Consider the following 12,701-nt stretch of genomic DNA (forward strand, 5'->3'; position numbering starts at 1 on the left):
TGATGGTTCTCTCTACTAAGCGTCATCCTTCTACTTTTCCTCTTCAACACTTTAAAAAATTTATGGAATTACTCTTACTATATTATATTTTTGCAAATCTGTTAACTAAAACAAACTAAAAAAGTTATCAGCCCGTTTTCACGGTCGTTCCCACCAGAGCGGAGCTATTAGCCCAGCAGCTTTTGGACTCTTTCGCTCACTTTCTCCTTGCCGATCAGTTCCATCGCAAGCATTAGGTCAGGACCATGCGTTTGGCCTGTTGCAGCTGCACGGATTGGCATGAACAGCTTCTGTCCTTTATGGCCGGTCGCTTTTTGGACCGCCTTGACACCAGCCTTGATGGCATCCGCCTTGAATTCTTCAAGCTGTTCGATTTCTGCAAGGAATGCTTTCAGCACTTCCGGAACCTGCTCGCCTGCAAGGACCTCTTTTGCTTCTTCATCATAGTTTACCTCATCGCGGAAAAATAAATCCGACATCTCGACGATTTCCGCTCCGAAGCTCATTTTATCATGGTACAGGGAGATGAGGCCGCGAACCCAGACATCCTCAGATTCTGTACGGTTCTCGCTTACTTTTCCTGCCTTGATCAGGTGTGGCAGCGCAAGTTCAACAACACGGTCAAGATCCGCCTTCTTCATGTACTGGTTGTTCATCCAGGCAAGCTTCTGCTGGTCAAATAACGCAGGAGATTTTGAAAGTCTTGCCGGATCAAAGATCTCGATGAATTCATCCTTTGAATAAATCTCTTCCTCGCCTGACGGAGACCATCCAAGCAGGGTGATGAAGTTAAACAAAGCTTCTGGCAAATAGCCAAGCTCTTCATACTGCTCAATGAACTGGATGATCGACTCATCGCGCTTGCTCAGCTTCTTGCGGCTTTCATTGACGATCAAGGTCATGTGGCCAAAGATTGGCGGCTCCCAGCCCAATGCTTCATAGATTACAAGCTGTTTCGGTGTATTGGATATGTGGTCATCCCCGCGAAGGACGTGGGAAATTTTCATCAAATGGTCATCGATGACAACTGCATAATTATACGTAGGTGTGCCATCCTTCTTGACGATGACAAAGTCGCCCATTCCATCTGACTCAAAGCTTACATCACCTTTTACCATATCATCGAACTTCAGGATCTTGCCTGCTGGGACTTTGAATCGAAGGCTCGGCTGGCGTCCTTCCTGTTCAAACTGCTCACGCTGTTCTGGCGTCAGGTTGCGGCAGCGCCCAGAGTAGTGTGGAGTTTCATTGCGTGCAGCCTGCTCTTCGCGCTCGGCTTCCAGCTCCTCCTCCGTGCAATAACACTTATAGGCATGGCCATTATCCAATAGCTCCTGATTGTATTGCTCATAAATATGGTTGCGCTCAGACTGGCGATACGGTCCATATTCACCGCCGACATCCACGCTCTCATCCCAGTCGATCCCAAGCCATTGAAGATATTTCAGCTGGCTTTGCTCTCCGCCTTCGATATTGCGTTTCTTGTCTGTATCTTCGATGCGGATGATGAATTTCCCGCCTCTGTTCCGCGCGAATAAATAGTTGAATAATGCTGTACGGGCGTTCCCGATATGTAAATGTCCCGTCGGACTCGGCGCATAACGCACACGGATATCTGATGACATAGTGAATCCTCCTCTAATATAGCTGTCCATAATTGTAACATTTTCAAAAGGTAAAGCGGAAGTCCATTGTGGCCCTGTAAAAATCTATTTATCTGCCTGTTTCAATAAAACAACTGCCTGTGCAGCGATACCTTCTCCCCTGCCCGGGAAACCAAGCTTTTCCGTCGTGGTTGCTTTCACATTCACCTGATCAGGAGACCCTTCCAATAAACCGGCAATCCGCTCGCGCATCGCCCCGATATGCGGCGCCATCTTTGGCATCTGCGCGATGATCGTGCAGTCGATATTGACAAGCTCGTATCCTTTTTCCTTCACAATCTTCCATACATGTTCCAATAATTTCGCAGAATCAGCATCCTTGAATTCAGGGTCGGTATCCGGGAAATGCCTGCCGATGTCCCCTTCCCCGATGGCTCCAAGACACGCATCCGCTACAGTATGCAGCACTACATCTGCGTCTGAGTGTCCAAGCAATCCCTTTTCATATGGAATCGTGATGCCGCCGATGATCAGCGGACGCCCTTCTGTCAATTGATGTACATCGAATCCTTGCCCTATACGAAACATAATGTATAACTCCTTTTGTTCAAATCTTTTTTAAGACTCTTATAAACTGGCTGTTGATTTTGCTTTCCACTACAATCAACAGTGTTATTTCATTTTATACGCCTGTTTCCTTGCGTTTGCGCAGGATGGCTTCGGCGAAGTATAAGTCTTCTGGTGTTGTCAGCTTTATATTATCATAGTCTCCTTCAATGATGCTGACTGGATGCGGGATTCGTTCGACAATGCTTGATTCGTCTGTACCGAGGAACTGTTCCCTTGCTGCCTTGTTATGTGCCTCGAGTAATACTGAGGCACGGAAAGCCTGAGGTGTCTGGACGGACCACAAACTTGATCGCTCTACCGTTTCCGCTACCAGTTTGCCTGCCGCTTTTTTTATCGTATCTTTAACCGGTACGGCCACAATTGCTCCGCCTTCCTTGCTGGCAGCGTCCACGAGCTCATGTATGATTCCTTGTTTGATAAAGGGGCGGGCCGCATCATGGACGAGGACGATGCCATCCATGGAGCCAACGGCCAACAATCCGTTATAGACACTGTCCTGGCGTTCCTTTCCGCCTTTTACCAGTGAAGACACCTTACGGATTCCATATGTATTCAATAAAGCTCTGAATTCTTCCTCATCATCATGATGGATCGCGAGAATGATACCTGAACATTCGGCATCATCTTCAAATACCTTTAACGTATGGATCAGCACAGGGACGCCCTCAAGGGTCAGCAAAAGCTTGTTTTTACCTGCACCCATCCTTTTTCCTTGTCCCGCTGCGGGGATAATGACCTGATACGTCATAATTAAATCTCCCTATCTGTTTTTTTCCCAGGCTTTTTTAACTGTTGATGTTCATTTTCAACGTCAGCCCTTTTCAAAGAGAAGCCTATACTGTGGCTGCTGCTCCCGGCAGCAGCGATTTTTCCCATTGCAGATAAACGGGCAGTCGATCCCCTTCCTCCAGGGATGAAGGAATCGGGAATCAACTGCCCATCAAAGCTTGATCATCCGGGGATAGATCAACTGATTATGCTTTTTTCCAAAAGTTTGGGCTTCGCGAAGATCATTCGGCCGGCGGATGTCTGAAGCACGCTTGTGACCAGCACATCAATCCGCTTACCGATATAATCACGGCCTTCCTCGACGACAATCATCGTACCGTCATCAAGATAGGCAATACCCTGGTTGTGTTCCTTGCCATCCTTGATCACCTGGATGTTCAGCTCTTCGCCTGGCAGGACAACCGGTTTTACCGCATTGGCCAAATCGTTGATATTCAGCACGGCAACCTTCTGTAATTCACATACCTTGTTCAGGTTGAAATCATTGGTCACAACGACTCCATTTGTCAGCTTTGCCAGCTTGACAAGCTTGCTGTCCACTTCCTGGATATCATCAAAATCGCCCTCGTAAATCTCGACCTTAATCTTCAATTCCTTCTGAATGCGGTTAAGGATGTCCAAACCGCGTCGGCCGCGATTCCTCTTAAGCACATCGGACGAATCAGCAATATGCTGCAGTTCCTCCAGCACAAATTGCGGGATAACGATCACGCCCTCAAGAAATCCTGTCTGGCAAATATCGGCGATTCTTCCGTCGATGATTACGCTCGTATCAAGAATCTTCCACTGTCTGGGACGTTCTTCTTTTTCCGGCTCTTCTTCACTGCTCTTTTTCTTCCCTTTTGAAAATAACCCTAAAAGTTCATCACGCTTCTTAAACCCTACCTGGAAACCAAGGTAACCAAATAATAGGGTAAGGAGTGTCGGTGCAACAGTATTCACAACCGGCACCTGGATCGCGTTAAGCGCAAACCCGACCAAAAAGGCCACCAGCAAGCCAAAGAAAAGGCCGACGCTGCCGAATAGAACATCTGTAATTGGGGCTTTGATCAACGATTCTTCCGCCCACCTCACAAAATTGGTCACAGGATCTACAGCCCAAAAAGTAAGAAGATAAAAAATAAGTGCGCCCAAAACAGCAGTTACATAAGGATTATTGATGAGAGTCATGTCCCCCGCGTTCATTAAAGATAATAAATCAGGAATTAAGAATATACCAAGCGTTCCCCCAATGATCAGGAAGCAGGCTTGAATGATACGTCTTAACATCCTTTCACCTCCTTTTACTCATTATAAACAACTTCCATATTTTGAAACCCTGCATTTTGAAACAATTTTTCTAAGACTCTTTTCGTACAATTCCAATCAGAAAACAGACTCTCCTAAAAACAAAGCCTTTTAATCTACACAAAGGATTATACGATTCAACCCGTGAAAAGGTTGCGTATTTGTCCAAATTAATCGGCTCTTTTTTATCAATACTGCCGCAAAAAACAGAAAGCAGTTTGAGTATTTGCAAACGCTAAAGCTACAAGATTGCCATACTCCATATAGGGAAAAAACTTATCTTAAAAGTAGCACCGGGCCATAGTAGTGTCAAATAAAAGCAGGCCGCCAATGTTTGGGATTAGATTTGGCGGTCTGCCATCAGCTGGTCCCTTATCAGCTTGAATCCTTCTTTGATTTTGCGGGCCCTTACTTCGCCTATGCCTTCGACGTCGTCCAATTCATCCACAGTGGCCGCAATCATGTTCGTGAACTTTCCAAACCGCTGGATCAGGTTTTCGATGATGATCATCGGCAGACGCGGGATCTTGTTCAGCATCCGGTAGCCTCTTGGGTAAATGAATTCATCCATGTGGACATACCCCTGGCGGCCAAGCAATTTCAGGATGGTCGAATCCTCTATCACTCCCGACCTCGACAGCTCCTGGAAACGTCCCATCACATCCTCAGCCTTTACCTCGGCATCTGCCGAATAATCCTTGATGACCAGCAGCGCTTCTTTTTCCATCTCTGATAAGAGCTCCTGCATTTGCAGCCGGATCAAACGGCCTTCCATTCCCAGTTCACTCAGATACGTCAAAAGTTCCTTCTTGATCCTCAGAACCATTTCAAACCGGTGAATCACCTGCAGCAAGTCATTATACGTAACAAGGTCCTCAAACTCGAGGATTCCAAGATTGGTGATTCCCTGCTCAAGTACGACCTTGTACTTCTCAAGCGTCTGGATGGCCTGGTTGGCCTTCGTTAAAATCACGCCGATGTCCTTCAAGGCATAACGCAGGTTCCCCTGGTACAGAGTGATGACATTCCTTCGCTGCGAAATCGCAATCACGAGCGCTTTTGTCTGCCTCGCAACTCTTTCCGCGGTCCTGTGCCTCATTCCTGTCTCGGTCGAAGGAACACTGGAATCAGGCGCAAGCTGAGCATTGGCAAATAAAATTTTGCTGCCAGTATCGTTCAGGATAATCGCTCCGTCCATCTTCGCCAGTTCATATAAAAAGCTAGGACTGAACCTGCAGTTAATCTCAAAACCGCCATCCACAAGGCTTTTCACTTTTTCATTGTAACCAAACACGATCAGCCCGCCTGTATTGGCGCGGAGAACATTATCAATCCCATCCCTCAGCGGTGTGCCAGGAGCGATAAATTGAAGGATTTCACCCAGTTCCTTTTCTTCCAGTTCTTTCTGATCCAATCCTTCAACCCCCTAAGGTGACTTTTAAGGCATGGCTGACAGATGATACGCCAATCAGCTCCACTCCCCTTGGAGGAGTCCATCCGCCAAGATTATTTTCCGGTAAAATAATTCTTTCAAAGCCAAGTTTCGCCGCCTCCTGGACCCTCTGTTCGATCCTTGAGACCCTCCTGACTTCCCCGGTCAAGCCGACCTCGCCGATAATACAGTCTGAAGCACGGGTAGGCTTATCCCTGAAACTGGAAGCAATGCTCACAGCCACCGCGAGATCAATTGCCGGTTCATCAAGCTTCACGCCGCCGGCAACCTTCAGGTAAGCATCCTGGTTAGCCAAAAGCAGGCCCACACGCTTTTCGAGGACCGCCATCAACAGCGAGACCCGGTTATGGTCTATTCCCGTAGCCATCCTCCTTGGATTCCCGAAGCTCGTTGGTGAAATCAAAGCCTGGATCTCCACCAGCACCGGTCTTGTGCCCTCCATTGATGCCACGACCGTCGAGCCGGACGCTCCCTGCGATCTTTCTTCCAAAAAAATCTCCGAAGGATTCGCCACTTCTTCCAGACCAGCTTCCTTCATCTCGAATATGCCCATTTCATTAGTTGAGCCAAAACGGTTTTTTACTGCCCGCAGAATCCGGTAGGTATGGTGCCTCTCACCTTCGAAATACAGGACGGTATCAACCATATGTTCGAGCAGCCTTGGACCGGCGATCGAGCCCTCCTTTGTCACATGCCCGACGATAAAAATGGCGATTCCCTTTGTCTTGCCAATCCGCATCAGCTCCGCGGTACATTCCCTGACCTGCGAAACACTTCCTGGAGCAGACGTCACCTCGGGATGAAAAATCGTCTGGATCGAGTCAACGATGACAAAATCCGGATTTGTATTCTCAATCGTCAAGCTGATTTCATGCAGATTCGTTTCAGAATAGACCAGCAGATTCTCTGAAGTCACACCAAGGCGATCTGCGCGAAGCTTAGTCTGTCTCATCGACTCCTCACCTGAAATATAAAGGACAGAGTGGGCCTTTTTCGCCAGCTGGTACGAAACCTGGAGAAGGAGTGTCGACTTTCCAATACCCGGGTCTCCGCCGATCAGGACAAGTGAACCCCTGACAACACCGCCGCCAAGCACCCTATTCAGTTCATTGAGGTCGGTCGTAATCCGCGGTTCGCTGACCGTTTCAATCGTTGTAATTGGGGTGGCCTTTGCAGCAACACCCGTATTTGCACTATGCGCAAATGCTCCTCTTCTCGTTGAACCTGTGCTCTCGACTTCCTCGACCATCTTATTCCATTGTCCGCACCCCGGACATTTCCCCATCCATTTTGGAGATTCATAGCCGCATTCCTGGCACATGAATTTAGTTTTTCTTTTAGCCATGTTCTTTGCCTCGCATCTCTCTGTAAAAAGTAATTACCTTAATAATAATGCCAATCGACGAATAATAGAAATGATAGCGACTGAAGGACATATGTAATTTTATCTTCTGTTAAATTATGTTCACATCAGGAAGCCGCAATTCCATTTTTCTGATAAAGCGGTCCGTTTGGAACCATATAAAAGGGATGTACTTGTAAGTGTGGGTGGTTCGGGATTTTTAGTAAAAAAAGGGGTACACGTATTTAGTACGTATACCCCTTACTGTTAATCATTAAGCATTTAAGCCTGAGCAGATCCTTCTGGCGTCTTGACGACGAACTCACCGTTTTCCACATCAATGACGACATTTTGCCCGGTGAGGACGGTTCCTTTCAACAATTCCTCAGACAGCTGGTCTTCGATATGCTTCTGGATTGCCCTGCGCAACGGTCTTGCACCGTATTCCGGATCGTAGCCCTCTTCGGAAATCTTCTCCTTTGCTGCTTCTGTCAGCTCAAGCGTGATTTCCTGTTCCTTCAGACGCTTCACAAGCTGATCTGACATCAACGTAACGATTTCTTTCAGATGCGGCTTTTCAAGAGCATGGAAGACGATAATTTCATCGATACGGTTCAGGAATTCAGGACGGAATGCCTTTTTCAGCTCTTCCATCACCTTGCCCTTCATATCCTTGTAATCCTGTGCTCCATCCTGGATATTGAAGCCAACATATTTGTTGCGTTTCAATGCTTCTGCCCCAACATTGGATGTCAGGATCATGATCGTATTGCGGAAATCGACTGTACGTCCTTTTGAATCGGTCAATCGGCCGTCTTCAAGGACTTGCAGCAAGATATTGAACACATCCGGGTGTGCTTTTTCAATCTCATCAAGCAGGATGACCGAATATGGCTTTCTGCGGACCTTTTCAGTCAGCTGGCCGCCCTCATCATATCCAACATACCCTGGAGGTGAACCAACAAGACGTGAAGTCGAATGCTTCTCCATGTACTCGGACATATCAACGCGGATCATCGCATCCTCGTCACCAAACATAGATTCAGCCAATGCTCTGGCAAGCTCCGTCTTCCCCACACCTGTTGGTCCCAGGAAGATGAATGAACCAATCGGACGTTTCGGATCTTTCAAGCCTGCACGAGCACGCCTTACAGCCTTGGCAACTGCCTTTACGGCTTCCTCCTGGCCAATTACGCGTGAATGCAGGATTTCTTCAAGGTTCAGAAGCTTATCCGTTTCTGTTTGCGCAAGCTTGGATACCGGAATATTCGTCCAGCTGGACACGACGTTCGCAATATCCTCTACAGTAACTTCACTGTTCTCTTTGCCTTGCTTTTCTTTCCATGACTTCTTCGTATTTTCAAGCTGCTCTCGAAGGCGTTGCTCCGTATCCCTTAAAGAAGCCGCTTTTTCAAATTCCTGGCTCTGGACAGACGCATCCTTCTCTTTGCGCACTTCTTCCAGCTTCACCTCAAGCTCCTTAAGGTTCGGCGGAGTGGTATAAGAGCGCAGGCGCACCTTGGAGCCAGCTTCATCGATCAAGTCGATCGCTTTGTCAGGAAGGAAGCGGTCAGAGATATATCGGTCCGAAAGCTTTACAGCTGCTTCAATCGCTGCATCGGTGATTGATACTCTGTGATGCGCTTCATAACGATCCCTCAATCCTTTTAAAATCTGGACCGATTCCTCGGCAGTCGGTTCATCAACCGTGATCGGCTGGAAACGTCTTTCGAGTGCAGCATCTTTTTCGATGTATTTACGGTATTCATCAAGTGTTGTCGCCCCGATACACTGCAGCTCACCACGAGCAAGTGACGGCTTCAGGATATTGGACGCGTCAATCGCACCCTCAGCTCCGCCGGCACCAATCAATGTATGCAGCTCATCAATGAAGAGAATGATATTGCCGGCCTGACGGATTTCATCCATTACTTTTTTCAGGCGGTCTTCAAATTCACCACGATATTTCGTTCCAGCTACAACTGTTCCCATATCAAGAGTCATGACGCGCTTGTCACGCAGGATTTCCGGTACCTCGTTATTGACGATTTGCTGTGCAAGACCCTCAGCAATCGCTGTTTTACCTACACCAGGCTCCCCGATCAAGACCGGGTTGTTCTTCGTCCGGCGGCTCAGCACTTCAATAACTCGCTGGATTTCCTTGCTTCGGCCAATAACCGGATCAAGGCTGCCTTCCCTGGCAATCGCCGTTAAATCCCTGGCAAGACTGTCAAGCGTTGGAGTATTGGCATTCGCCGTTCCGCCTCCCTGATGCCCTGATGTCTCGTTGCTGCCAAGAAGCTGGAGTACCTGCTGGCGCGCCTTGTTCAGGCTGACACCCAGGTTATTGAGCACTCTCGCCGCAACGCCTTCACCCTCGCGGATCAATCCGAGCAGGATATGTTCTGTCCCTACGTATGAGTGGCCCAGCTTCCTTGCTTCATCCATTGAAAGCTCAATGACCTTTTTGGCTCTTGGCGTATAGTGGATTGTCTGTGAAGTTTCCTGTCCGCGGCCAATCAGGTTCTCCACTTCCTTCTGGATCTTCTCTGCTCCCAATCCCAAGCCGTAAAGCGCTTTGGCTGCAATGCCTTCTCCTTCACGCACAAGGCCAAGTAAGATGTGTTCTGTGCCGATATTATTATGTCCGAGGCGGATCGCCTCTTCCTGTGCGAGTGCCAATACTTTTTGTGCTCTCTCGGTAAATCGTCCAAACATCATAAGATCATCCTCCTGACTCTTCTTTTGTTTCCATTTTCAATCGTTCTCTTATTAAAGCAGCTCTGCGGATATCTCTTTCATTCGGTCTTAGCGGACCACCCGCATATTGCTGCAAAAACCCTGGTTGAGTTAAAATCATCAATTCATTCAGAATCGATTTTGAGATGTTTTCGATAAAGCCCATATCGATTCCAAGTCTTAGATCGGACAGGCAGCGTGCCGCTTCCTTTGTTTCGATAATCCGGCTGTTGGCAAGTGTTCCGTATGAACGAAACACTCTGTCTTCTAATTGTATGTTCGAAGTCTTCGCTAATGCTTCCCGCGCCGACCTTTCCTGAGATATAATCTGGCTTACGACGCTTTTCAAATCTTCAACAATGTCTTCTTCCGATTTCCCCAGGGTGATCTGGTTGGATATTTGAAAAATATTGCCGAGTGCTTCACTACCCTCGCCATAAATCCCTCTTACCACCAGCCCAAGCTGGTTAATCGCCGGAACAATCCGGTTCATCTGCTGAGTAAGGACCAAACCAGGAAGATGCATCATGACCGATGCCCTGATCCCGGTTCCTGTATTTGTCGGGCAGCTGGTTAAATAGCCAAATTTATCATCAAAAGCATAGTTGACATCCTCTTCAAGCCAATCATCAATCTTATTGGCTGCTTCCAGGGCCTCACTTAACTGGAAGCCAGGAAATAAACATTGAATCCTGATATGGTCTTCCTCATTGATCATAATGCTGATCTCTTCGTTTTTAGATAGCAGGACAGCTCCATGCAGAGCATTTTCAGCAAGGTGCGGACTGATCAAGTGCTTTTCAACAAGCACCCTCTTCTGCAATGGCGGGATCCCATCCATCTTGACCAGTTCGAGTTTCCCAAAACCCAGAGCCGTTTTTTGTGCACGCTCCATGATAGTGCCAATGACCGCCTCGGCCTCTCCATTCGTAAACAACGTCGGAAAGTTATATTCATCGAGGTTCCGGGCGAACCGGATGCGAGAGCTGAGGACGATATCTGAATCAGGACCATCATCACTCATCCAGGAGCTGACAGCCTGATTGATGAACTTCTCCAATGACAAGGCTACTCCCCTCCCTCTTGACCCGCTGACAATTTCCTTTCCAGTTCCCTGATATGGTCCCTGGTCTCGGCAGCTTTTTCAAATTCCTCCTGCGAGATTAAATCTTTCAGAGTTTGCTTTAAATCGTCGATTTGCTTCCTTAAGTGGAGGCCGCCGCCGATTCTTTTTGGGATTTTCCCATTATGCACCGAATTCCCGCTATGGAGTCTTCGCACGATCGGTGCCAGCTGTTCCCGAAAAGCATCATAGCAAGTCGCACAGCCAAACCGGCCAACTTTGACAAACTGTGGAAACGTCATCGAGCATTGGGGGCATTGGAGCACTTGCTCCGTTTGAAAAGCTTCGTTCTTCTGCGGAAAAGCAGGTTCCATATTCAGCAGTCCGGCAAGCAAACTGTTGATCGAAAATGCAGGCCCGTTGTTCATCATAAACATCTCGCCTTTTTCTTGTGCGCATTTTTCACACAAATGCATTTCCGTTTTTTCCCCATTTGAAAAATTCGTGAAGTGCAGCGTTGCCGGCCTTTGATTACACTCTTGGCAGATCATGCCCTCACCTCTTCATCAGCTTTGATTTATTTATATTTCAACGCCATCAGCATTGCCTTCAACATTCTTGCCCTTAATTCATCCCGTTGCGGGAGTTCGATATACAAGACGGACCTGTCAAGAACACTTAGCATGATCTTGGCTTCGCGGTCCGTAACGACATCCTCCTGAACAAGACGATAGATGACATCCTCGGCACTGCTCTGTGAAATTCGGCTTAGAATCAAAGACAGTAAATCATCAATCAAGTGTGCATGATCATAAGCCTGGACCTTTATGATACGGATATACCCGCCTCCGCCCCGTTTGCTCTCCACAAGATAACCCCGTTCAATCGTGAACCTTGTATTGATGACATAGTTGATTTGGGACGGTACGCATTGAAATTTATCGGCGATTTCACTTCGCTTGATTTCAACGATTTCTCGATCGCTCATTTCCAAAACCTGCTTAAGGTAATTTTCTATGATGTCCGATATATTCCTCACTAAACCTCCCCCTATCTGACTTTGACTATATTTGACATTAATTATACAAAAAAATTTTTTTCCTTGCAATTGATGCAATCAGAATTATTTTCGCCAAAATTATGTATGCCAAAACATGACAATAGGGGTGTGTTGGCTATTATACCCATTTTAGAATAGGTGGAAACTCGAAATAAAAAAAGGGTGGGAGATTTTTTCCGGAATCAGGGGGACGGTTCTTGTGTTTTTGGTTCAATGGTGATGGTTTTTGAGCGTTTTTGGTTCCGGGAAATGGTTTTTGTGTTTAAGATATACACTTAAGCTTATGAGGTATGATTTGATTTGGCATGCAAAAAGTGATTAATTTTGATAAGTTTTATGTTTGAACGTCCAATTAAAATATTAATATTTTGACCACATTTTTAAATATATCAGCGGATTTCTGATTATATCGACCACATTTCGGGATATATCGGCGGATTTTCCCATATATCGACCACATTTGCGGATATATCGACCAACTCACTCATCTAGAGCTTATGCCAGGAAAACTCTGAGAACCTGAGTAGAGAATCCTACACATAAAAAAGGACAGCCATAACAGCTGTCCTTTTTGGTGCCCGGCGGCGTCCTACTCTCACAGGGGGAAACCCCCAACTACCATCGGCGCTGAGAAGCTTAACTTCCGTGTTCGGTATGGGAACGGGTGTGACCTTCTCGCCATCGCCACCAGACTATTTGGTTGAGGTTTTATTCCCTCAAAACTAGATAATGTG

At 47.0% G+C, this 12,701-nt stretch carries 10 protein-coding genes, 1 rRNA gene and 1 other annotated feature (1 of these 12 only partly in view); all 11 genes read right to left on the reverse strand.

The genetic code is table 11. The features are described from left to right. Positions 1 to 56 (reverse strand) — a binding site (T-box leader) (it extends 172 nt beyond the left edge of the window). Between the two features lie 111 nt (positions 57 to 167). Beyond that, complete coding sequence (gltX, locus tag EJA10_RS21900; protein ID WP_125482156.1) at positions 168 to 1,625, reverse strand: glutamate--tRNA ligase; 1,458 nt, start codon at positions 1,623 to 1,625, stop codon at positions 168 to 170. Between the two features lie 84 nt (positions 1,626 to 1,709). Beyond that, the gene (gene ispF / locus EJA10_RS21905) at positions 1,710 to 2,192 is read right to left on the reverse strand and encodes a 2-C-methyl-D-erythritol 2,4-cyclodiphosphate synthase (protein ID WP_125482157.1); all 483 of its coding nucleotides are present in this window, start codon (positions 2,190 to 2,192) and stop codon (positions 1,710 to 1,712) included. Between the two features lie 94 nt (positions 2,193 to 2,286). Beyond that, positions 2,287 to 2,982, reverse strand: coding sequence for a 2-C-methyl-D-erythritol 4-phosphate cytidylyltransferase (ispD, locus tag EJA10_RS21910; RefSeq protein WP_125482158.1), 696 nt, complete (start codon positions 2,980 to 2,982; stop codon positions 2,287 to 2,289). Positions 2,983 to 3,200: 218 nt separating this feature from the next. Further along, a complete protein-coding gene (locus EJA10_RS21915) occupies positions 3,201 to 4,292 on the reverse strand; it encodes a PIN/TRAM domain-containing protein (protein WP_125482159.1) in 1,092 nt (363 codons plus the stop codon). A 358-nt stretch (positions 4,293 to 4,650) separates the two neighbouring features. Next, positions 4,651 to 5,724 carry a DNA integrity scanning diadenylate cyclase DisA gene (disA, locus tag EJA10_RS21920; protein ID WP_125482160.1) on the reverse strand — a complete coding sequence of 358 codons (1,074 nt, stop codon included), beginning with the start codon at positions 5,722 to 5,724 and terminating at the stop codon, positions 4,651 to 4,653. Between the two features lie 4 nt (positions 5,725 to 5,728). Beyond that, positions 5,729 to 7,108, reverse strand: coding sequence for a DNA repair protein RadA (gene radA, locus EJA10_RS21925; protein ID WP_125482161.1), 1,380 nt, complete (start codon positions 7,106 to 7,108; stop codon positions 5,729 to 5,731). Positions 7,109 to 7,387: 279 nt separating this feature from the next. Next, positions 7,388 to 9,826: an ATP-dependent protease ATP-binding subunit ClpC gene (clpC, locus tag EJA10_RS21930; protein WP_125482162.1), complete on the reverse strand. Its 2,439-nt coding sequence runs from the start codon at positions 9,824 to 9,826 to the stop codon at positions 7,388 to 7,390. 4 nt (positions 9,827 to 9,830) lie between these two features. Then, on the reverse strand, positions 9,831 to 10,910 hold the full coding sequence (mcsB, locus tag EJA10_RS21935; RefSeq protein ID WP_125482163.1) for a protein-arginine kinase McsB: 1,080 nt from the start codon (positions 10,908 to 10,910) through the stop codon (positions 9,831 to 9,833). A 2-nt stretch (positions 10,911 to 10,912) separates the two neighbouring features. Next, positions 10,913 to 11,458 (reverse strand): protein-arginine kinase activator protein McsA, encoded by a 546-nt coding sequence (gene mcsA / locus EJA10_RS21940; protein ID WP_125482164.1) that lies wholly within the window; start codon positions 11,456 to 11,458, stop codon positions 10,913 to 10,915. A 26-nt stretch (positions 11,459 to 11,484) separates the two neighbouring features. Then, positions 11,485 to 11,946 (reverse strand): CtsR family transcriptional regulator, encoded by a 462-nt coding sequence (locus EJA10_RS21945; protein ID WP_125482165.1) that lies wholly within the window; start codon positions 11,944 to 11,946, stop codon positions 11,485 to 11,487. Positions 11,947 to 12,543: 597 nt separating this feature from the next. Continuing rightward, a 5S ribosomal RNA gene (gene rrf / locus EJA10_RS21950) occupies positions 12,544 to 12,659 on the reverse strand. Positions 12,660 to 12,701 lie beyond the last annotated feature (42 nt).

This window comes from Mesobacillus subterraneus (assembly GCF_003937825.1).
Lineage (GTDB): Bacteria > Bacillota > Bacilli > Bacillales > Cytobacillaceae > Mesobacillus > Mesobacillus subterraneus.

Coding starts and splice junctions, on each gene's coding strand:
- ispF (WP_125482157.1), bottom strand. CDS start 2,192: ATGTTTCGTATAGGGCAAGGATTCGATGTACATCAATTGACAGAAGGG.
- clpC (WP_125482162.1), bottom strand. CDS start 9,826: ATGATGTTTGGACGATTTACCGAGAGAGCACAAAAAGTATTGGCACTC.
- radA (WP_125482161.1), bottom strand. CDS start 7,108: ATGGCTAAAAGAAAAACTAAATTCATGTGCCAGGAATGCGGCTATGAA.
- EJA10_RS21915 (WP_125482159.1), bottom strand. CDS start 4,292: ATGTTAAGACGTATCATTCAAGCCTGCTTCCTGATCATTGGGGGAACG.
- gltX (WP_125482156.1), bottom strand. CDS start 1,625: ATGTCATCAGATATCCGTGTGCGTTATGCGCCGAGTCCGACGGGACAT.
- ispD (WP_125482158.1), bottom strand. CDS start 2,982: ATGACGTATCAGGTCATTATCCCCGCAGCGGGACAAGGAAAAAGGATG.
- mcsA (WP_125482164.1), bottom strand. CDS start 11,458: ATGATCTGCCAAGAGTGTAATCAAAGGCCGGCAACGCTGCACTTCACG.